Consider the following 18,144-nt stretch of genomic DNA (forward strand, 5'->3'; position numbering starts at 1 on the left):
CGCCGGTTTGGCGAGGTGGGCGCCAGGTTGAGGCAGGCGCGCCGGTTTGGCCAAGCGGGCGGCTCGTTGGGGCAGGCGCGCCGGGTTGGCCAGGCGGGCGCCGGGTGGAGCAAACGCGCCGGGGTTGGTCACGCGCGGCGGGTGGGCCGGGCGCGGTGAGTGCGTCAGGCGTGCGGGTGCTGGGTGAGGAATGGGCGGGTCGGCGTGGCGTCGGGCTCGCCCAGGACCGCTTCCGCCATCGCCGTGACCGGGCCGGGCGCTTCGGGGACCGCCGGGGCCGCCTCCGCGATGCGGGTCTTCCGGCGCTGGCGCAGCACACCCAGCGTCATGCCGACGATGCCGAGCGCGACCGCCACCAGCCCGACCGGGCCGAGGACGCCGAAGCTCTCCGCACCTGAGTCCGTCTGCGCGGTCACGACGTCGGCGAACGCGCTCCCGCCGCCGGCCACGAGCAGCGCGGCCGGGACGAGCGCGACCACCGCCACCGCGCGGAATCCGCGCAGCGTGGATCGCATCAGGCTTTGACCTGGGTTGCGCACCGGAGTGCCTCCCGCGAGTGATGAGCGAGACGCTCACCCATACGAGTGAGTCGCTGCATGCTGCTGGTCAAAAAACTACCGAGTGTGTCAAGACCCGGAGGTACCGATCGACTAGGCGGCCGAGACTAGCGCCCAACCGAGAACACGATCCGAGCACCCCCAGGGTTCACGCCGCCACCCGAGTGGGTGTTGCGGAAGACGAAACGCTCATACGCACAGTAGAGAATGACCGGCGACTGTCTTGTCAGCCATCACTCACACATCGCAATCCGGACTCACCCTCTGCCATTCGCCGCAGTGACCACTGCTCCGATCGCGCACTCTTAATCGGAAAACGATTAACACGAAAGAGATTGGTCTATACCTCTTGGTGTAACCCATTCGGCTCGGTCGGACCGCGCACGACCGGCGTGACCAAGACAAGAGGAGACCCGAATGTCGATCACCCGGTTCCTGAAGCGCACGGGAGTGGCGGTGAGCGCGCTCGCCGCGGCGGCCGCCGCCGTCGTGCTCCCGGCCACCACCGCGTCCGCCGCTGCGGACGCCTCGTTCGTCGTCAGCGAGGCCCAGTTCAACCAGATCTTCCCCAGCCGCAACAGTTTCTACACCTACAGCGGCCTGACCGACGCGCTGTCGGCCTACCCCGGCTTCGCCAACACCGGCGACGACACCGTGAAGAAGCAGGAAGCGGCCGCCTTCCTGGCGAACGTCAACCACGAGACCGGCGGCCTCGTCTACGTCGTCGAGCAGAACACCGCGAACTACCCGCACTACTGCGACGCGAGCCAGCCCTACGGCTGCCCGGCCGGCCAGGCCGCGTACTACGGCCGCGGCCCGATCCAGCTGAGCTGGAACTTCAACTACAAGGCCGCCGGTGACGCCCTCGGCATCGACCTGCTCGGCAACCCGTACCAGGTCGAGCAGAACGCGGCCGTCGCCTGGAAGACCGGGCTCTGGTACTGGAACACCCAGACCGGGCCGGGCACGATGACGCCGCACGACGCGATGGTCAACCAGCGCGGCTTCGGCGAGACCATCCGCAGCATCAACGGTTCCATCGAGTGCAACGGCGGCAACCCGGCGCAGGTGCAGAGCCGGGTCGACAAGTACACGCAGATCACCGGGATCCTCGGGGTTCCGACGGGCGGCAACCTGTCCTGCTGAGCCGGGCGCGGCGAGAAGGGCCTTCCCGGCGTGCTGCCGGGGAGGCCCTTTTCGGTTGTCAGGTCTGGGGATCGAGGTGGCCGAGGAGCTTGCGCAGGACGTCGTCGAGCAGGCCGAGGTCCTTTTCGGACAGTCCGGACAGGAGTGCCGAGACGTTCGCGGTGTGCTCGGTCATCGCGGCGTCGACGGCGTCGAAACCCTTGTCCGTCAAGCGGATGCGAAAGCTGCGGCGGTCGTTCGGGTCCAGCGCGCGCTCGACGAACCCCGCCTTCTCCAGCCGGTCGAGACGGCTCGTCATGCCGGCGCGGGACATCATCAGCGTCGCGGACAGCTCGGACGGGATCAGCGTGTATGGCGTCCCGGACCGGCGCAGCGCCGCCAGGACGTCGAACTCCCCGCGTTGCAGGCCGAACTTGCCGAACACGCGCTCCTGGGCCGGGCCCAGGACGAGCGCGAGCCTGCCCATCCGGCCGGCCACGCCGATAGCGGTCAGGTCGAGGTCGGGGCGTTCGCGGTGCCAGGCCGACACGACGGCGTCGACGGCGTCTTCGTCACTCACCCCGCCCACTCTATTCGACGCCAGCACTATTCGCCGCCTGATAGTTTGACAGCGAACTATCAGGCGTGGAACCATCACCGGCATGACGACATTGCTGGTACGCCACGACGAAGCCGAGCAGCTCGGCTCGACCCCCGACACGATGACCCTGCTCGCGGACGTCTCGCAGACCGGCGGGCACCTGAGCACGAACCGCGCCTCGCTGGGCCGCGGGCGCGACGGCGCGACGCCGCACTTCCACACCTCGTCGGCCGAGATGTTCTTCATGCTCGACGGGGAGCTGGAGGTCCTGAACGGCGAAGACGTCGTGACGGTGCGGACCGGCGACATGCTGTTCGTGCCGCCGCACACGAATCACGCGTTCGGGGCGACGATGCGGTCGGGCGCGGACGTGCTGATCGTGTTCACGCCCGGCGTCGAGCGCTTCGAGTACTTCCGGATGATCGACCGGATCCGGCGCGGCGAGGCGTCGCCGGCGGAGATCCTGGCGTCGCAGGACCGGTTCGACAACCACTTCGTGGATAGCGCGACCTGGCGCGCGGCCCGCGCGGCCTAGATGTCGTAGGTGGCGGTGACCGGCGCGTGGTCGGACCAGCGCTGGTCGTAGGCGGCGGCGCGCTCGACGACGACGTCGACGACCTTCCCGGCGAGTCCGGGGGTCGCGAGCTGGCAGTCGATGCGCCAGCCGGAGTCGTTGTCGAAGGCCTGGCCGCGGTAGGACCACCAGGTGTAGGGGCCGGGGCCTTCGGGGTCGAGGCTGCGCTGGACGTCGGTGTAGCCGGCCTCGGTGTAGACGCGGCCGAGCCAGGCGCGTTCCTCGGGGAGGAAGCCGGAGTTCTTGCGGTTGCCGCGCCAGTTCTTGAGGTCGACGGTGTCGTAGGCGATGTTCCAGTCCCCCACGACGACGACCTCGCGCCCGGCCGCGGCGGCCTTGGCGCGGAGTTCGACGAGGTAGGGCAGGAACGCGGCCATGAAGCGTTTCTTTTCGTCCTGGCGCTCGGTGCCGACGTCCCCGCTGGGGAGGTAGAGGCTCGCGACCACGACGTTCGGCAGGTGGACCTCGAGGTAGCGGCCGCTGTCTTCGAACTCGGGTTCCCCGAAGCCGATCCGGACCTCTTCGGGCTCGACGCGGCTGTAGACGGCGACGCCGTTGCGGCCCTTGGCGGCGGAGGGGGCGTGCACCGCGAACCAGCCTTCGGGCGCGACGACCTCGGCGGGCAGCTGCTCCGCCGTGGCGCGCACCTCCTGGCAGCAGACGACGTCGGCCTTCGTGGCGGCGAGCCACTCGACGAAGCCCTTTTTGGCGGCGGCGCGGAGGCCGTTGACGTTCACGGTGGAGACGGTCAGCACGAACTGCACGCTACCGGCCGGGCCGCTCTGCCAGACTGCCGGGCATGGGTGAGCTGACGGTGCTCGGCAGCTGCGGCGGGTTCCCGGAGGCCGGGCGGGCGTGCGCGGGATTCCTGTTGTCGCACAACGGGTTCCGCGTCGTCCTCGACCTCGGGTACGGCGCGGCGTCGCGCCTGTTCGCGCACGGGCTGCCCGACGCCGTGGTGGTGACGCACGAGCACCCCGACCACTGCGCGGACGTGAGCGCGCTCGGGCGGGCCTGGTACTACACGGGTCCAGGTGGCCGGTTGCCGTTGCACTGCACGCCCGGCACGCTCCGGCGCTTGGAGGCGATGGAGCCGCGACCGCACCCGACGGAGCTGTTCGAGGTGCACGACCTCGGCGCACCGGCCGACGTCGGACCGTTCCACCTGACCGCGTACCCGCTGCCGCACTACCTGCCGAACTTCGGCGTGCGCCTGACGGCACCCGGGCTCACGGTGGCGTACACCGGCGACACGGGACCATCGCCGGCCCTGGCCGACCTCGGCCGCGACGCGGACCTGCTCATCTGCGACGCCACCCTCCGCACCCCACCGGCGGAGGGGGAGCCTCGCTACTTGATGACCGCGACGGAGGCAGGCCAGTGGGCGGCCGAGGCAGGAGCGCGCCGGCTGATGCTGACGCACTTCTGGCCTGGCACGGACCGTGGGGCTGCGGCAGCCGAGGCACGCGCGGAGTTCGGCGGGGAGGTGCTGGTCGCGGAGGAGGGCTTGGCCGTCGGGCTCTGACCCTCGCGCCGGCGCGGCTTGGCTGTGCAGCCAGGCTCCGCCGGCGCCGGTTCGGCCCGCGCAGGCTCGGCTAGCCGGCTTGGGCCAGCGCGCCTGCTTGCCTCGGCCCAGCCTGCTCGAGCTCCGCCCGCCCTGCCCCACTTGGCTGGCTCGGCTGCCCGGCTGGCGCAGCCAACCTCGGCCGGCATCGGCTCGACCCGCACAGGCTCAGCTCTCCGGCCTGGCCCCGCTCGCCTGCTTGCCTCAGCCCGCACAGGCCCAGCCCGCCGGCTTGCCTCAGCCCGCGTCGCCCGGCTCGCCGGCCTGCCTCAGCTCGCCTACTCGCCTTGGCTCGGCCCGCTCAAGCTCCGCCAGCCCTGCCCGCTCGGCCAGGCTCGCCAGCCTGGGCCGACCCGCCTCAGCGCGGCCCGCCCCGACTCCGCCCGTCCCGGCACGCACGACCCGGCGCCACGGCGGAACCTCACCTCCGCGCTCCGACCCCCGTCCGAGCGCGGTCCCCAGGCTCCACTCCCGCACCACCAAGCCGCACACCCTCGGCCCTCGAGCCCGCGGAACTCCCCCTGGAGACTCCGCGGACACCGCACCTCAGCCCGTGCCGCATTCAGTTGTCGCCCGCTCCCCGGACGTCACCCCACCTCCTCATTCGGCTCACGAAAGTTCTAACACCCACCACCGACAAAAACCGGTCCTTGACGCCCGGAGCTACGATCATTAGCTTTAAAGCTATGCCAAGTAGCCAACCCCATGTCACCTAGAGCGGGACTGACCACCGACGCGGTGGTCGACCTCGCCCTCAAGATCGTCGACGACTCCGGCGCCGACGCCCTGACCCTCGCGAAGGTCGCCGACCGTGCGAACGTCGCCGCGCCGTCGCTCTACAAGCACGTCAAAAACCTCGCCGACCTGCGGCGGCTGATCGACCTCAAAGTCGTCCAGCAGATGGCCGACGCGCTCAGGACCGCCGCCACCGGACGTGAAGGCGCCGACGCCGTCGAAGCGATCGCCGATGCCTACCGCGCCTACCTGCGGCGGCACCCGCACCGCACCAACGCGCTGACGACCGCTCCCGACGAGGCGGACACCGAGCTCAGCCGCGCCACCCACGCCGTCGCCGAGGTCGTCTTCGCCGTGCTCAGGCCGTTCGGCTTCGAACACGTCCAAGCCGTGCACGCCACCCGGTGCCTGCGCGCCGCCGTGCACGGGTTCGGCGGGCTCGAAGCGTCCGGGGGCTTCGGGCGGCCCGAAGACGTCGACCAGAGCTTCGAAGTCCTCAAATCCATGCTCGTCCAAGGCCTCACGAACTACGCGGAGAAACCATGAGCTTCATCCTCGCCCTGCTCCTCTTCACCGTCGGGCTCGGCGTGCTCGACGCCCGCTTCCCCTGGACGGAGGCCCGCAGATGATCGCCGGGCACTTCGGGCTGGCCGCCGCCGTCAAGGCGGGGCGGCCGGCGATCCCGATCTGGACGCTCATGCTCGCCACCGCCTGGCTCGACGTCGTCTTCGTGCCGCTCTACCTCAGCGGCATCGAGACGGTCGACGGCGCGGGCTACGGCGGCGGCGTCATCCACGCCGACTACACGCACTCGCTCGTCGGCGCGCTCGTCCTCGCCGCGCTCTTCGGGGCGGTCGCCGCACACTGGCTCGGCCGCGAAGCTGTGACATCTCGGGCTTCGCCCGAGGCCGGGGGCTCCGCCACCCGGAACCCCCGAAAAGAAACCGGGCTCATCCTCGCCGGCGTCGTCTTCTCACACTGGCTGCTCGACCTCGTCGTGCACCGCGCCGACCTGCCGATCCTGCCCGGCAACGCCGGCGACCTGCCCACGTTCGGCTTCGGGCTCTGGCGGCTGCCCGCCGTCTCGGCCGTCGTCGAACTGCTGATGCTGGCGGTCGGCATCGGCCTCTACTGGCGCGCCGCGGCCAAACGCGACCCGAAGCGCGCTCGCACGCTGGGCCTGTCCGCCGCGGCGTTCGGCGTCGTCACACTCGCGGCGGACCTGCTCGGCGTGTGAAGGATCAGCAGGCGGACCCGGCGACCGGTGCGGTGAACGCGGCGGCGACCCACTTGTCGTCGGCCACCTTCCGGAAGCCGTTCTGCACGCCCGGCAGTGCGTCGAACGAGGCGTCGCGCAGGTACTTGCCGACGATCTTCGCGTTGCCGTCGGCCGTCTCGCGGGCGTTGAGGACGTCCGCGGTGACGGTCACCTTGCACCCGGTGGCCGACGCTCCCGAGGCCTGCTTGTCCGTGTTCATCACGTAGACGATGACGACCAGGACGATGGCGCCCAAGATGATCAGAGTCTTCTTCGACATGCCTTCCTCCAACCGCGTGCCCCATCCCCCGCCAAGGGTAGGCAATCCTTTACCCGCACCGACAGCGCCGGACGCAGCAACCACCCGGAGGCGCCAACCGGGACGACCACCGGTGACGCACCGTGCGCGAAAAGAAGCCCCCGCCCCGGCGAAACCGGGACGGGGGCTCTTCACAAACGAACTCAGCCCTGGGCGATCTTCTTGGCCAGGTTGTCGTCCAGCGTCGCGAGGAACTCCTCGGTCGTCTGGAACGGCTGGTCCTTGCTGATCAGCAGCGCCAGGTCCTTCGTCATCTGACCGCTCTCGACGGTCTCGACGACGACCTCTTCGAGCTTGTTCGCGAAACCGATCAGCTCCTGGTTGCCGTCCAGCTTGCCGCGGTGCTCGAGGCCCCGGGTCCACGCGTAGATCGACGCGATCGGGTTCGTCGAGGTCGGCTTGCCCTGCTGGTGCTGGCGGTAGTGCCGGGTGACCGTGCCGTGCGCGGCCTCGGCCTCGACGGTCCGGCCGTCCGGGGTGCGCAGGACCGACGTCATCAGGCCGAGCGAGCCGAAGCCCTGCGCGACCGTGTCGGACTGGACGTCACCGTCGTAGTTCTTGCACGCCCAGACGTAGCCGCCCTCCCACTTCATCGCCGCCGCGACCATGTCGTCGATCAGGCGGTGCTCGTAGGAGATGCCCTTGGCGTCGAAGTCGGCCTTGAACTCGGCCTGGAAGATCTCCTCGAACACGTCCTTGAACTGGCCGTCGTAGGCCTTGAGGATGGTGTTCTTGGTGGAGAGGTAGACCGGCAGGCCGCGGTCGAGGCCGTACTGCAGCGAGGCGCGCGCGAAGTCCTCGATGGACTTCTTGAAGTTGTACATCCCCATGGCGACGCCGCCGCCCTCGGGGAACTTCGCGACCTCGAACTCCATCGGCTCGGAGCCGTCGTCCGGGGTGTAGCTGACGGTCAGCGTGCCCGGGCCGGGGACCTTGAAGTTGGTCGCCTTGTACTGGTCACCGTGGGCGTGGCGGCCGATGATGATCGGCTTCGTCCACGTCGGCACCAGGCGCGGGATGTTCTGGATGACGATCGGCTCGCGGAAGATGACGCCGCCGAGGATGTTGCGGATCGTCCCGTTCGGGGACAGCCACATCTTCTTGAGGCCGAACTCTTCGACGCGCGCCTCGTCCGGGGTGATCGTGGCGCACTTGACGCCGACGCCGTGCTTCTTGATCGCGTACGCGGAGTCGACCGTGACCTGGTCGTCGGTGCGGTCCCGCTCCTCGATGCCCAGGTCGTAGTAGTCCAGGTTCACGTCCAGGTACGGGTGGATCAGCTTGTCCTTGATGAACTGCCAGATGATGCGGGTCATCTCATCGCCGTCGAGTTCGACGACGGTGCCCTGGACCTTGATCTTGGCCATGAGCAGCGGTGCTCCTTCCGCGGATCTTCGCGTTCTTTTCCAGATGAGTCTCGCCGGTAGCGGTACAAGCGTACTGCTTGATGGGGCCGACCGGGTCAAGCAGTGGCCGGTATCAAGTCTCCACCCGGAGAATGTGGTACGGCTCACCGGGCGGAACCCGCCGGTGACCCGATCCGACCGCTCGCCGAGCGATCGTCGCGCCGACGGGTGAACCAAGGCACGATGCGATCCGTGAACTCATCATGCGGGAGGTGACGGCCATGTCGACCCATCGGTACGGCGAGTACGAAGACGATTACGAAGACTACGACGACACGACGGAAGCGCTCGACGAGCGGCCGCGCCGCGGCGTCGCCCACCTGGTCAGCGCGCTGGGCGGGCTCCTGCTCACGCCGGTCGCGCTGGGCCTGCTGAGCTGGGGCGGGCTGCGCCAGCAGCAGCTGATCCAGGCGACGCTGAGCACCAACCGCGACTCGCTGGGCATCGCGCTGCTGGCCGGCGGGGCGATCCTGCTGCTGGTCGTCGCGTCGCTCGGCGCGCTCTCGGCGGTGGGCCCGATCCTGGGCGGGCTGATCTATGGCGTCCTGCCCGGCGTCGCGGCGATGGCCGTGCCCGATTGGGGCTTCCGGCTGGTGAACCTGATGCCGAAGAGCGACATCGCGTACGGCGTCATGGACTTCCTCTTCATCGGCGGCCTGCTGGGCGTGGGGTTCCTGCTGGTCGGCAGCGGGCTGGCCAACGCGCTGGTGCGGCGGCGCCGAGAGGCCTGAACCGCGTCGATGGGATCATCGGGCGATGGGTTTGTTCACCGTCGCCGAAGCCTGCGACGAACTGGCGAAGCTGCGGCCGGTCCTCGACGAACTGGTGCGCGTCCGGGCCGACGCGGCCGAGCTCGCGGCGTCGCTGCGGCCCGGTGGGAAGGCCACCGAGCTGGGCGGGCTGCCCGAGTGGAAGGCCGCGCAGGCCCGGCTCGACGACCTGATGACGACCGTCCAGCGCACCGGCGCCGAGCTCAAGGGGTTCGCGCCGCTGCTGGTCGACTTCCCGGCCGAGGTCGACGGCGTCGACGTGCTGCTGTGCTGGCTCGAAGGTGACCGCGAGCTGGGCTGGTACCACCGCACCGACCTGGGTTTCGCCGGTCGCCGGCCCCTGAAAATCGCTGGTCGGCCCGACTAGGTTGGGTGCGTGGACCACGCATCGAGAGCTGCCCTTTTCGACGGCACGGCCGAGCGCTACGACGAAGACACCTTCCACGCCCAGGTGGCCGACGCGCTGGTCGCGCCGCTGCCGGCCGGGCCGGGGCTCGTGCTGGACGTCGCCACCGGGACGGGCTTCGCGGCGTACGCGGCGTTGCAGCTGAAGCCGTCTCGCGTGCTGGCTGTCGATCTCTCGCCGGCGATGGTGGCCCGCGCTTCGGCAAAAGCCGCATCGCTGGATCCGTCCGGGGTGATCACCTGGCAGGTCGGGCCGGCGGTGCCGATGCCGTCGCCGGACGGGTCGGCCGACGTCGTGCTGTGCGCGTCCTCGCTGCACTTCCTGGGGGCGGTCGCGTTCGCCGACTGGCTGCGGGTGCTCCGGCCGGGCGGGCGGTTGGCGTTCTCGGTGGTGTCGGGGGCGCGGTTCAAACCTTCGGGGCCGTTCGCGGCGTTCGTGCCGGGGGATTTGTCGTTTCCGCTCGAAGAGGCCGGGGCGGCGGCTTTGGCGTCTTCGGCGGGGTTCGTGGACGTTTCGGCTCGGACGTTCACCGTTGATGGCGGCGACCGGGTGCGGAGCGTGTTCCTCGTGCACGCGACGGCCCCGTGAACCTGGAGCGGTTCGCGGACGGCCACCTGACGGAGGTCACCGCGGACGGCAGCCGTGTTTCGCTGCGGCTGGAGGCGTACACGGAGTACCGGCTCGTGCCGGGCGAGGTCTCCGTGGTCGAGGTGTTCGAGCTGACCGCCGACCCGGGTGAGCTGGCGGCGGCCGGGCCGCCGGCGCCGGACCACTCGCTGGAAGAACCGTGGAGCTGGGAACACGACGGGCTGGTGACGGTCGAGTTCTTCGCGCCGCTCCGGATCCGGGTGACGGCGGCCGACTTCGAGCTGAAGCCGCTGGGGCTCGAGCCGCGACCGGTACCGCCCTCGCCGGACGCGAACCGCTGCGGCTTCGAGTCCGCGGTGGCGCTCGACCTCCCGGCCCGGCTCGGACCGGACGTGGTGTGGCGCACGTACGGCGGCGACGCGGGCACGCCCGCCGACCCCGACGGCTGGTTCCTCCAGCGCCGGGACCGGCTGGCGAGCTCACTGACCGGGGTCTTCTGCCGGATAGCGGGAGACTGGGTCACCTTCGATCGCCACGACGCCGACGAAGACCTCTGGCGGGCCGTACAGCTGCTCGGCGCGCACGCGGAGCGCGTGTGGTCGGGCAACTGCGTGTTCCGGCCCGCCGACTGGGCCGCCTGGGTGACCGCCGGGACGCTGCCGCCCGTCGAGCGGCTCAGGCCGTGAAGTGGACCTCGCCACGGGTGGCCGGGCCGTCCGGGCTGCCGCAACGCTGGACGAACGTCAGGTCCACGCCGGTCGCGTCGATGCGGTCGATCGTGAAGTCCGCGTAGTCGTCGCCGCAGCCGAAGCCGCCCGTGACCACGGAGATGCCCGGGGTCGTCGACGCCGGGTCGCTCGGGCTTCGGTAGCGCGCGCCCGTGTACGTCCCCGGGTGCAGGGACTCGCCCGCCGGGGCGCTCAGCTCGATGCGCAGGTACTCGAAGCCCGCGTCGACGTCGATCGTCAGCCTGCCGTCGTGGTTCCACGTCGCGATCTCGGCATCCGGTGCCGCGTAGTGGGCGCTGCCCTGCATCGGCCAGGCGCCCTCGTCCGAGGTGTAGTCCACCGTCCGCACCGGGTCCGCCGACGCGATCGGCACGAGCGTCAAGCCCAGCCCGGACGCCGCCGCAAAGATCACGCAGGCACGACGAAGTGAATTCACGGAACCTCCCCATCCCGAGGCCGCCTGGTGCGGCATCACGATCATGCTGGCAGCGCGACCGGGCCCGGGGATAGGTCTCAACGGTGCAATGAGGCGCCCTTGAGGATCTTGTCCACCGCGTTCTTCGGGCCGTGCACCGCCAGGCCGGCCAGTGCCAGCTTCTCCCCCGGCACCGCGCGGACCGCCGCCCGGTTGTCGACGTCGTTGCCCGTGTGGAACAGCTCGTCGGTGAAGATCGAGATCCGCAGGCCGCGGCCCAGCGCGCGGGTGTGGGCCGCCGTCAGGACGTCGCCCGTGCCCGAAAACACCATCACCGGCTGGCCGAACATCGGCAGGTACTCGGTGTCGTCGGCGTCGAAGTACGGCTCACCCATCAGCTCCGGCGTCACGTGGGCGATCCCGCTCACGAGGAACGCGGTGACGTTGAGCCGCTGCCAGGACGCCAGATCCTCGCGCAGCAGGACGGCGATCTTCGTGTCGAAGGAAGTCATGCCCCGAAGACTCGCCCGCCGGGCACGCGCGCGTCTTGTACGTTCTTGACATGGCCCACGTGGAAGCTTGGCGGCCGGCGGTCCCGGGGATCGCCGAGGTCTTCCACGCCCACTTCATCACGCACGCCTACCCGCTGCACACGCACGACACCTGGACGCTGCTGATCGTCGACGACGGCGTCATCCGCTACGACCTCGACCGCCACCACCACGGTGCCCTCGGGCCGGCCGTGACGCTGCTGCCGCCGAACGTCGCGCACGACGGGCGGGCCGCGACCAGCCACGGCTTCCGCAAGCGCGTGCTCTACCTGGAGACGTCGGTGCTGGGCGAGCACCTCGTCGGCGCGGCGGTCGACCAGCCGAGCGTCGCCGACGGGCTGCTGCGCACCCGGATCCACCAGCTGCACGCGTCGCTGGCCGAGCCGGGCGACGCGCTGGAGGCCGAAAGCCGGCTCGCGCTCGTCGCCGAGCGGCTGCGCACGCACCTGGGTCACCCGGACACGCACCCGCCGAAACGCGGGCTCGCGGACGACCTGCGAGACCTCCTCGACGCGAAGCTGCCCGAAGCGCTGACGCTGGCCGAAGCGGCCGAGACGCTCGGCGCGCACCCGGCACACCTCGTCCGCTGCTTCGGGGCGAGGTTCGGCCTGCCACCGCACCGCTACCTGACGGGCCGCCGCGTCGACAGCGCGCGCCGCCTGCTGCTCGACGGCTCCCCGGCCGCCGAGGTGGCCGCCGTGACCGGGTTCACCGACCAGGCCCACCTGACCCGGCACTTCAAGCGGTACCTGGGCACGACCCCGGCGCGGTACTCCAAGACTCGCTGACCCGGGTTGTGTCAAGATGGCCGCATGCTGCGCGAACTGCACCTGACCGGCGATCCGGCCGCCGACAAGCTGCTCAACGACGACCCGTTCGCCCTGCTCGTCGGCATGCTCCTCGACCAGCAGTACCCGATGGAGCACGCGTTCGCCGGCCCGCGGAAGATCGCCGACCGCATGGACGGCTTCTCCCTCGCGAAGATCGCCGCGACCGACGTCGAGACGTTCGTCGAGATGTGCGTCGTGCCGCCGGCCATCCACCGCTACGGCGGCTCGATGGCCCGTCGCGTGCACGCGCTCGCGGAGCACATCATCGAGAACTACGACGGCCGGACCGAGGGGCTCTGGCTCGACGGCCGCCCGAAGCCCGACGGCCCGGAAGTCCTGAAGCGGCTGCGCGCGTTGCCCGGGTTCGGTGAGCAGAAGGCGAAGATCTTCCTGGCCCTGCTGGGCAAGCAGCGTGGCATCCAGCCGAAGGGCTGGCGCGAGACGGCCGGGGCGTACGGCGACCGCGGCTCCCGCCGGTCGATCGCCGACGTCACGAGCGCCGAGACGCTCGCCGAGGTCCGCTCGTTCAAGAAGGCCGCCAAGGCCGCCGCGAAAGCGGGCTAGCGCATCCAGACGCGTAACGGCCCCAGCGGCTTCGTGCCGTGGGCCAGTGCGACCGCACCGCCACCGGCTTCGTCCACAGTGGACCCTTTCACAGCAGGCCGGCGAGTTTGTACAGGACCAGGCTTCCCGCCACCGCGACGTTGAGACTCGCCCCCGTGCCGACCATCGGGATTTCGACGACGGTGTCCAGCAGATCGAGCGCCTCCGGCGGGATGCCGGTCTGCTCGTGGCCGAGCACGGCGATCGTGCGGCCGCGGGCGGCCGGGAGGTCGCCCAGCCGCACCGCTTCCTCCGCCAGTTCGACGCCGACCACCCGCGTGCCGGCCGCTCGTTCGCGAGCCAGCCAGCCCGGTGGGTCGTGCACCCAGTGCACGCATGCCGGGCGCCGCAACGTGTTCCCGCGTCGCAGCGCCTCGGGCACCCAGGGGAACCGCGGTACCGCGAGGCACGCGCCCACCGCGTCACAGGTGCGCAGGAGGGTGCCGAGGTTCACGCCGTGCAACGGCCAGAGCGGGGCGGCCACCAGGTGGCCCCAACAGGGATGTGCCTTGGTCCGCCGGGACTTCCGCAGTTCGCTGGGCGTGCGGACCCGGACCGCGGGGCTCACCGGCGCCGAGGCGCGGCGCCTCCGATTTCGTTGGTCATGCCCGGATTCTAACCCGTTCGCCGGGACCGCGGAACGATCCGCGCTCCTACTCTGAACACGGAGGTGAAGGCCATGCACGCCGGAGTGGGAGACGCAATCCAGGTACACGGCCGTACCGTCGGGTCGGCCGAGCAGCGCGGCGAAATCCTCGAAGTCCGCGGGCCCGACGGCGCCCCGCCCTACCTGGTGCGGTTCGCCGACGGGCACGAAGCGCTCGTCTACCCCGGGCCCGACTGCGAAGTCCAGGCTCGCGCGGACTAGCCGAAGGGGCTCTTCAGCCCACCGCGACCTCTTCCCGCGGCGCGCGGACCCGGCGCCACGCCGTCCCGACGAGCACCAGCGCCACCAGGGTCAGCGCCGCGGCGACCTCGGGCAGCACCAGCGGCCCGCCGGAGTCGAGCACCGCGCCCCCGACCACCCCGGACAGCCCGACGCCGAGGTAGATCGCCGACGCGTTGAGCGAGAGCACCAGACCCGCGTGGCCCGGGGCGAGCTCGATCAGCCGGTGCTGCACCGGCGGGCTGAACGACCACGTCGCCACGCCCCACACGAACAGCGCGACCCCGGCCGCGATGGGCGTCGTCGTCGCGATCGGCAGCAGCGCCAGCACGACGGTGATCGCGGCCGTCACGACCAGCAGCGGCGTGCGCGAACCCCAGCGGTCGGTCGCCCGGCCCGCGCCGAAGTTGCCGACCGCGCCGCCGACGCCGTAGCAGAAGAGCAGCACCGTGACCGTCGTGCCGTGGACACCCGCGGTCGCGGCCAGCAGCGGTGACACGAACGTGTAGACCATGAACGCGGCGAGGCACCCGAGGACCGTCACGGCCAGCATGACGAGCACCCGCGGGTCGCGGCCGGCGGCGAAACGCTCGGCCAGGCTGACCCGCGGTGGCGCGGCGACCGACGGCAGCGCCACTCGCACGGCCAGCGCGCTCGCCAGCGAGAACGCGGCGACCAGCGCGAACGCCGTCCGGTAGCCGAGGTGCTGCGAAATGAGGCTGCCCAGCGGCACGCCGAAGATGAGCGCGACGGTCAGGCCGCCGAACACCAGCGCGACCGCGCGGCCCCGGCGTTCCGGGCTGGTCAGCTCGGCCGCGACGGCGCTGGCCGCCGGGGTGAACACCGCGGCGCCGATCGCGGTCACCACCCGGGCCAGCAGGAGCGAGCCGTAGCCGGGCGCGAGCGCGGCGAACAGGTTGCCGGCCGCGGTGACGGCGAGCGCGGCGACGAGCAGCGTCCGGCGCTCCCAGGTGCCCGTGACGGCGGCGAAGAGCGGCGAGCCGACCGCGTACGCGATGGCGAAGGCGGTGACGAGCTGCGCGGCGGCGGTGGCCGAGACGTGCAGCTCACCGGTCAGCGCCGGCAGCAGCCCGGCGACGATGTAGCCGCTGGTCCCGACGCCGAACGCGCCGAAAGCCAGCACCGAGATCCTCGAGGACGAGGGTGTGGACATGGGTGGGTCCCCCCAGGCGAGCGGGCGATTGGTTCGATGAACGTCGTAGTTCGACAACTACCGTACTACGCGGGTCCGACAATTTCGATCGGCGTCGTACAATGGGCTCATGGCCAAGACCGCCGCGCTGCCGCCGATCGTTCACCCGGAGCTGGACGAGATCACCGTCGAAGGCGTGCTCCGCGCCCTGGCCGACCCCGTACGGCTGGGCATCGTGCGCCAGCTCGCCGCGGCGGACCACGAGCTCGCGTGCGGCGCGCTGACCGTGCCGGTGACCAAGTCCACAATCACCCACCACCTGAGCATCCTGCGACAGGCCGGCGTCGTGGCCGGCCGCCAGGAGGGGACGACCCGGTTCAACTCGTTGCGGCGCAACGATCTCGACACCCTGTTCCCGGGCCTGCTGGCCGGCGTCCTGGCCGCTCCTCGCTGATCACGGCGTTACGGTGTGGATCGTCACCCGCTATCGGGATGACAACGACCCCCTTCGCTTGTTGGACTGTGCGTAGGACAGCCCACGGCGCTGGGGCCGCATGGCTGTCTTCTTTTTGTCCACGAACTGAACCGATCCAGTACCTGAGACTGAGACGGCCAAGTAATCGATTTCTCACCCTTGGAAGGAGTGCCGTGCCCGTCGCGCTGCTCGCGCTCGCCATCGGAGCCTTCGGCATCGGAACCACCGAGTTCGTCATGATGGGCGTGCTGCCCCAGGCGGCCGCCGACTTCGGCGTCGACATCCCGACCGCCGGCTACCTGATCTCCGCCTACGCCCTCGGCGTCGTCGTCGGCGCCCCGCTGCTCACCGCGGTCGCCGTCCGGCTGCCGCGCAAAACCATGCTGCTGGCCATGATGGGCCTGTTCACGCTGGGCAACGCCCTCTTCGCGCTCTCCCCGAACCAGGAGTTCGGCGTCGCGTTCCGGTTCCTCGCCGGCCTGCCCCACGGCGCGTTCTTCGGCGCCGGCGCCGTCGTCGCGTCCAGTTTGGTCGGCCCCGGCCAGCGCGCGAAGGCCGTGTCGATGATGTTCCTGGGGCTGACCCTGGCGAACGTCATCGGCGTGCCGCTGGGCACGCTGCTCGGCCAGCAGGTCGGCTGGCGCGCCACCTTCGGCGTCGTCGCCGTGATCGGCCTGGTCGCCGCCGCGGCCATCGCGAAGCTGGTGCCCCACCAGGGCCGGCCCGCCGACGCGTCGCTGCGGGGTGAGCTCGGCGCGTTCAAGCGGCCGCAGGTGCACCTCGCGCTGGCGATCGTCACCTTCGGACTCGGCGGCGTCTTCGCCTGCCTGTCCTACATCACGCCGATGCTGACCGACGTCGCCGGCTACTCGCCGTCGAACGTCACCCTGCTGCTTTCGCTGGCCGGGGTCGGCATGACGATCGGCAACCTGCTCGGCGGCCGCCTGGCCGACCGCGCGCTGATGCCGGGCCTGTACGCCGCGCTGCTGTCGCTGGCGTGCGTGCTCGGGATCTTCACGATCACCGCGCAGGGCAAGGTCGGCGCGGCGATCACGATCTTCTTCGTCGGCGTCGCCGGGTTCATGATCGGCCCGATGATGCAGGCGCGGATCATGGAGAAGGCGGGCGGCACACCGTCCCTGGTGTCGGCCGCCGTCCAGTCCGCGTTCAACATCGCCAACTCGATCGGGGCGTACCTCGGCGGGTTGGTCATCGCGGGCGGGCTCGGCCTGGTCGCCCCGAACTGGGTGGGCGCCCTGCTCGCGGTCTTCGGCCTCTCCCTGGCCATTGTCTCCGGCACCTTGGACCGCCGCGAAGCGAAAGCCGAACGGCGTGAGCTCGCGATGGCGTCCTAAGAAGACGCGAACGGGCCGCCGATGATCGTCAAGGCCACGTAGAGCACCGCGGCCGCGAGCCCGGTGTAGGTCACGATGTCGACGACCTTGCCGCGAATCGCCAGCAGCCCCGCTCGCTCGGTCGGCAGCACCGCCCGCAGCACCGCGGCGAGGAGGAGCGCGGCGCCGATCAGCGCCGCGCCCTCCCGCCAGTGGTACTGGACGATCCGCAGCGCCGCGACGGCCGCCACCAGCAGCACGGCTGCGAACGGCAGCTGGGTGAAGCGGGACTGCCGCCGGCGGTCGTGGACGTCCCGCCGGTCCTCGGTCATGGTCATCGGCCCTGGAGACCCTGGATCGAGCGCTCCGCCGCTTCGACCACGTTGCTCACGAGCATCGCCCGCGTCATCGGCCCGACCCCGCCGGGGTTCGGTGAGATCCAGCCGGCCACCTCGGCCACGTCCGGGTGAACATCGCCGGTGAGTTTTCCGTCCACGTGGGACACACCGACGTCGAGGACCGCGGCGCCCGGGGCGACCATGTCCGGCGTGATGATCCCCGGCACCCCGGCCGCGGCGATCACGACGTCGGCGCGGCGGACCTCGGCGGCGAGGTCGCGGGTGCCGGTGTGGCACAGGGTCACGGTGGCGTTCTCGCTGCGGCGGGTCAGCAGCAGGCCGAGCGTGCGGCCGACGGTGATGCCGCGGCCGACCACGGTGACCTGCGCGCCGTTCAGCTCGACGCCGTGGCGCTTGAGCAGTTCGATGATCCCGTACGGCGTGCACGGCAACGCACCCCGCTGGCCGAGCACGAGCCGGCCGAGACTGACCGGCGCGAGGCCGTCAGCGTCCTTCTCCGGGTCGATCCGCTCGAGCACGCGGTTCGCGTCCAGGTGCTTCGGCAGCGGCAGCTGGACGATGTAGCCGTGGCAGGCCGGGTCGGCGTTCAGGTCGTCGACGACGGCCTCGAGCTTCTCCTGGGTGATGTCGGCCGGCAGGTCGCGGCGGATCGAGTTGATCCCGATCTTCGCGCTGTCGGCGTGCTTCATCCGCACGTAGGAGTGCGACCCCGGGTCGTCGCCGACGAGGACGGTGCCCAGGCCCGGCGTCACCCCCTGCGCGGCCAGCGCCGCGACGCGCGGTTCGAGCTCCGCGAAAATGGCGTTCTTGGTGGCCTTGCCGTCGAGAATCTTCGCCGTCACGACGCCCATTCTGGCAAAGAGACCCCCGCGCGTCGCTTCCAGGCGCGGGTGGTCGCAGCCCGTAG

At 70.9% G+C, this 18,144-nt stretch carries 25 protein-coding genes; 14 read left to right on the forward strand and 11 right to left on the reverse strand.

The features are described 5' to 3' along the window. Positions 1-164: 164 nt before the first annotated feature. The gene (locus tag ACZ7PG_RS13510; protein WP_470239393.1) at positions 165-515 is read right to left on the reverse strand and encodes a hypothetical protein; all 351 of its coding nucleotides are present in this window, start codon (positions 513-515) and stop codon (positions 165-167) included. A 459-nt stretch (positions 516-974) separates the two neighbouring features. On the opposite strand from ACZ7PG_RS13510, the gene ACZ7PG_RS13515 reads away from it, so the two are divergent. Then, on the forward strand, positions 975-1,703 hold the full coding sequence (locus ACZ7PG_RS13515; protein WP_470239394.1) for a chitinase: 729 nt from the start codon (positions 975-977) through the stop codon (positions 1,701-1,703). Between the two features lie 58 nt (positions 1,704-1,761). Here ACZ7PG_RS13515 and ACZ7PG_RS13520 read toward each other — a convergent pair whose 3' ends face one another. After that, complete coding sequence (locus tag ACZ7PG_RS13520) at positions 1,762-2,262, reverse strand: MarR family winged helix-turn-helix transcriptional regulator (protein WP_470239395.1); 501 nt, start codon at positions 2,260-2,262, stop codon at positions 1,762-1,764. An 82-nt stretch (positions 2,263-2,344) separates the two neighbouring features. On the opposite strand from ACZ7PG_RS13520, the gene ACZ7PG_RS13525 reads away from it, so the two are divergent. Beyond that, positions 2,345-2,818 (forward strand): cupin domain-containing protein, encoded by a 474-nt coding sequence (locus tag ACZ7PG_RS13525; RefSeq protein WP_470239396.1) that lies wholly within the window; start codon positions 2,345-2,347, stop codon positions 2,816-2,818. Here ACZ7PG_RS13525 and ACZ7PG_RS13530 read toward each other — a convergent pair. Beyond that, positions 2,815-3,621 (reverse strand): exodeoxyribonuclease III, encoded by an 807-nt coding sequence (locus ACZ7PG_RS13530; RefSeq protein WP_470239397.1) that lies wholly within the window; start codon positions 3,619-3,621, stop codon positions 2,815-2,817. The genes ACZ7PG_RS13525 and ACZ7PG_RS13530 overlap by 4 nt on opposite strands. 35 nt (positions 3,622-3,656) lie before the next feature. On the opposite strand from ACZ7PG_RS13530, the gene ACZ7PG_RS13535 reads away from it, so the two are divergent. The 3 genes from ACZ7PG_RS13535 to ACZ7PG_RS13545 all read left to right on the forward strand — a co-directional run bounded on the left by ACZ7PG_RS13535 (position 3,657) and on the right by ACZ7PG_RS13545 (position 6,393). Beyond that, positions 3,657-4,382 carry an MBL fold metallo-hydrolase gene (locus tag ACZ7PG_RS13535; protein ID WP_470239398.1) on the forward strand — a complete coding sequence of 242 codons (726 nt, stop codon included), beginning with the start codon at positions 3,657-3,659 and terminating at the stop codon, positions 4,380-4,382. Between the two features lie 744 nt (positions 4,383-5,126). Then, entirely contained in the window at positions 5,127-5,702 is a 576-nt protein-coding gene (locus ACZ7PG_RS13540; RefSeq protein ID WP_470239399.1) for a TetR/AcrR family transcriptional regulator, read from the forward strand. Positions 5,703-5,781: 79 nt separating this feature from the next. Beyond that, positions 5,782-6,393 carry a permease gene (locus ACZ7PG_RS13545; protein ID WP_470239400.1) on the forward strand — a complete coding sequence of 204 codons (612 nt, stop codon included), beginning with the start codon at positions 5,782-5,784 and terminating at the stop codon, positions 6,391-6,393. A gap of 4 nt (positions 6,394-6,397) precedes the next feature. Here the strand turns inward: ACZ7PG_RS13545 and ACZ7PG_RS13550 are convergent, their stop codons facing one another. Both ACZ7PG_RS13550 and ACZ7PG_RS13555 read right to left on the reverse strand, forming a co-directional pair. Beyond that, positions 6,398-6,694, reverse strand: a complete 297-nt coding sequence (locus ACZ7PG_RS13550) for an SH3 domain-containing protein (protein WP_470239401.1) — start codon at positions 6,692-6,694, stop codon at positions 6,398-6,400. 182 nt (positions 6,695-6,876) lie between these two features. After that, the gene (locus ACZ7PG_RS13555; protein ID WP_470239402.1) at positions 6,877-8,100 is read right to left on the reverse strand and encodes an NADP-dependent isocitrate dehydrogenase; all 1,224 of its coding nucleotides are present in this window, start codon (positions 8,098-8,100) and stop codon (positions 6,877-6,879) included. 260 nt (positions 8,101-8,360) lie between these two features. Here ACZ7PG_RS13555 and ACZ7PG_RS13560 point away from each other — a divergent pair, with 260 nt between their 5' ends. The 4 genes from ACZ7PG_RS13560 to ACZ7PG_RS13575 are packed head-to-tail and all read left to right on the forward strand — an operon-like array spanning position 8,361 to position 10,589. Continuing rightward, complete coding sequence (locus tag ACZ7PG_RS13560) at positions 8,361-8,870, forward strand: hypothetical protein (RefSeq protein ID WP_470239403.1); 510 nt, start codon at positions 8,361-8,363, stop codon at positions 8,868-8,870. A 25-nt stretch (positions 8,871-8,895) separates the two neighbouring features. Continuing rightward, the gene (locus tag ACZ7PG_RS13565) at positions 8,896-9,276 is read left to right on the forward strand and encodes a DUF2203 domain-containing protein (protein ID WP_470239404.1); all 381 of its coding nucleotides are present in this window, start codon (positions 8,896-8,898) and stop codon (positions 9,274-9,276) included. Between the two features lie 9 nt (positions 9,277-9,285). Beyond that, positions 9,286-9,903, forward strand: a complete 618-nt coding sequence (locus tag ACZ7PG_RS13570; RefSeq protein WP_470239405.1) for a class I SAM-dependent methyltransferase — start codon at positions 9,286-9,288, stop codon at positions 9,901-9,903. Next, positions 9,900-10,589 carry a hypothetical protein gene (locus ACZ7PG_RS13575; protein ID WP_470239406.1) on the forward strand — a complete coding sequence of 230 codons (690 nt, stop codon included), beginning with the start codon at positions 9,900-9,902 and terminating at the stop codon, positions 10,587-10,589. Before ACZ7PG_RS13570 ends, ACZ7PG_RS13575 begins: the two co-directional genes overlap by 4 nt. Here the strand turns inward: ACZ7PG_RS13575 and ACZ7PG_RS13580 are convergent. Then, positions 10,579-11,043, reverse strand: coding sequence for a hypothetical protein (locus ACZ7PG_RS13580; RefSeq protein ID WP_470239407.1), 465 nt, complete (start codon positions 11,041-11,043; stop codon positions 10,579-10,581). The genes ACZ7PG_RS13575 and ACZ7PG_RS13580 overlap by 11 nt on opposite strands. 101 nt (positions 11,044-11,144) lie before the next feature. Beyond that, positions 11,145-11,558 (reverse strand): DUF2000 family protein, encoded by a 414-nt coding sequence (locus ACZ7PG_RS13585; protein ID WP_470239408.1) that lies wholly within the window; start codon positions 11,556-11,558, stop codon positions 11,145-11,147. Positions 11,559-11,608: 50 nt separating this feature from the next. On the opposite strand from ACZ7PG_RS13585, the gene ACZ7PG_RS13590 reads away from it, so the two are divergent. Then, a complete protein-coding gene (locus tag ACZ7PG_RS13590; RefSeq protein ID WP_470239409.1) occupies positions 11,609-12,385 on the forward strand; it encodes a helix-turn-helix transcriptional regulator in 777 nt (258 codons plus the stop codon). Positions 12,386-12,409: 24 nt separating this feature from the next. Further along, a complete protein-coding gene (locus tag ACZ7PG_RS13595) occupies positions 12,410-12,991 on the forward strand; it encodes an HhH-GPD-type base excision DNA repair protein (protein ID WP_470239410.1) in 582 nt (193 codons plus the stop codon). An 88-nt stretch (positions 12,992-13,079) separates the two neighbouring features. Here the strand turns inward: ACZ7PG_RS13595 and ACZ7PG_RS13600 are convergent, their stop codons facing one another. Next, on the reverse strand, positions 13,080-13,514 hold the full coding sequence (locus ACZ7PG_RS13600) for a TrmH family RNA methyltransferase (protein ID WP_372672391.1): 435 nt from the start codon (positions 13,512-13,514) through the stop codon (positions 13,080-13,082). Positions 13,515-13,709: 195 nt separating this feature from the next. Between ACZ7PG_RS13600 and ACZ7PG_RS13605 the strand changes: the two genes are divergently transcribed. Then, on the forward strand, positions 13,710-13,898 hold the full coding sequence (locus tag ACZ7PG_RS13605) for a DUF1918 domain-containing protein (protein WP_470239411.1): 189 nt from the start codon (positions 13,710-13,712) through the stop codon (positions 13,896-13,898). A gap of 13 nt (positions 13,899-13,911) precedes the next feature. Here the strand turns inward: ACZ7PG_RS13605 and ACZ7PG_RS13610 are convergent, their stop codons facing one another. After that, positions 13,912-15,090, reverse strand: coding sequence for an MFS transporter (locus tag ACZ7PG_RS13610; protein WP_470239412.1), 1,179 nt, complete (start codon positions 15,088-15,090; stop codon positions 13,912-13,914). Positions 15,091-15,199: 109 nt separating this feature from the next. Here ACZ7PG_RS13610 and ACZ7PG_RS13615 point away from each other — a divergent pair, with 109 nt between their 5' ends. Together ACZ7PG_RS13615 and ACZ7PG_RS13620 are read left to right on the forward strand one after the other, a co-directional pair. Continuing rightward, positions 15,200-15,523, forward strand: a complete 324-nt coding sequence (locus ACZ7PG_RS13615; RefSeq protein WP_470239413.1) for an ArsR/SmtB family transcription factor — start codon at positions 15,200-15,202, stop codon at positions 15,521-15,523. Between the two features lie 194 nt (positions 15,524-15,717). Continuing rightward, positions 15,718-16,899, forward strand: a complete 1,182-nt coding sequence (locus ACZ7PG_RS13620; protein ID WP_470239414.1) for an MFS transporter — start codon at positions 15,718-15,720, stop codon at positions 16,897-16,899. On the opposite strand, the gene ACZ7PG_RS13625 is transcribed toward ACZ7PG_RS13620, so the two are convergent. Together ACZ7PG_RS13625 and ACZ7PG_RS13630 are read right to left on the reverse strand one after the other, a co-directional pair. Beyond that, positions 16,896-17,216 (reverse strand): DUF3017 domain-containing protein, encoded by a 321-nt coding sequence (locus tag ACZ7PG_RS13625; protein WP_470239415.1) that lies wholly within the window; start codon positions 17,214-17,216, stop codon positions 16,896-16,898. The genes ACZ7PG_RS13620 and ACZ7PG_RS13625 overlap by 4 nt on opposite strands. Then, positions 17,213-18,079 carry a bifunctional methylenetetrahydrofolate dehydrogenase/methenyltetrahydrofolate cyclohydrolase gene (locus ACZ7PG_RS13630; protein WP_470239416.1) on the reverse strand — a complete coding sequence of 289 codons (867 nt, stop codon included), beginning with the start codon at positions 18,077-18,079 and terminating at the stop codon, positions 17,213-17,215. Before ACZ7PG_RS13630 ends, ACZ7PG_RS13625 begins: the two co-directional genes overlap by 4 nt. Positions 18,080-18,144: the final 65 nt, after the last annotated feature.

The sequence above is a fragment of the Amycolatopsis sp. NPDC114504 genome (genome assembly GCF_055633595.1).

Coding starts and splice junctions, on each gene's coding strand:
- ACZ7PG_RS13625 (WP_470239415.1), bottom strand. CDS start 17,216: ATGACCATGACCGAGGACCGGCGGGACGTCCACGACCGCCGGCGGCAG.
- ACZ7PG_RS13535 (WP_470239398.1), top strand. CDS start 3,657: ATGGGTGAGCTGACGGTGCTCGGCAGCTGCGGCGGGTTCCCGGAGGCC.
- ACZ7PG_RS13560 (WP_470239403.1), top strand. CDS start 8,361: ATGTCGACCCATCGGTACGGCGAGTACGAAGACGATTACGAAGACTAC.
- ACZ7PG_RS13615 (WP_470239413.1), top strand. CDS start 15,200: ATGGCCAAGACCGCCGCGCTGCCGCCGATCGTTCACCCGGAGCTGGAC.
- ACZ7PG_RS13550 (WP_470239401.1), bottom strand. CDS start 6,694: ATGTCGAAGAAGACTCTGATCATCTTGGGCGCCATCGTCCTGGTCGTC.
- ACZ7PG_RS13610 (WP_470239412.1), bottom strand. CDS start 15,090: ATGTCCACACCCTCGTCCTCGAGGATCTCGGTGCTGGCTTTCGGCGCG.
- ACZ7PG_RS13565 (WP_470239404.1), top strand. CDS start 8,896: ATGGGTTTGTTCACCGTCGCCGAAGCCTGCGACGAACTGGCGAAGCTG.
- ACZ7PG_RS13540 (WP_470239399.1), top strand. CDS start 5,127: ATGTCACCTAGAGCGGGACTGACCACCGACGCGGTGGTCGACCTCGCC.
- ACZ7PG_RS13515 (WP_470239394.1), top strand. CDS start 975: ATGTCGATCACCCGGTTCCTGAAGCGCACGGGAGTGGCGGTGAGCGCG.
- ACZ7PG_RS13595 (WP_470239410.1), top strand. CDS start 12,410: ATGCTGCGCGAACTGCACCTGACCGGCGATCCGGCCGCCGACAAGCTG.
- ACZ7PG_RS13545 (WP_470239400.1), top strand. CDS start 5,782: ATGATCGCCGGGCACTTCGGGCTGGCCGCCGCCGTCAAGGCGGGGCGG.
- ACZ7PG_RS13605 (WP_470239411.1), top strand. CDS start 13,710: ATGCACGCCGGAGTGGGAGACGCAATCCAGGTACACGGCCGTACCGTC.
- ACZ7PG_RS13525 (WP_470239396.1), top strand. CDS start 2,345: ATGACGACATTGCTGGTACGCCACGACGAAGCCGAGCAGCTCGGCTCG.
- ACZ7PG_RS13590 (WP_470239409.1), top strand. CDS start 11,609: ATGGCCCACGTGGAAGCTTGGCGGCCGGCGGTCCCGGGGATCGCCGAG.
- ACZ7PG_RS13510 (WP_470239393.1), bottom strand. CDS start 515: ATGCGATCCACGCTGCGCGGATTCCGCGCGGTGGCGGTGGTCGCGCTC.
- ACZ7PG_RS13555 (WP_470239402.1), bottom strand. CDS start 8,100: ATGGCCAAGATCAAGGTCCAGGGCACCGTCGTCGAACTCGACGGCGAT.
- ACZ7PG_RS13585 (WP_470239408.1), bottom strand. CDS start 11,558: ATGACTTCCTTCGACACGAAGATCGCCGTCCTGCTGCGCGAGGATCTG.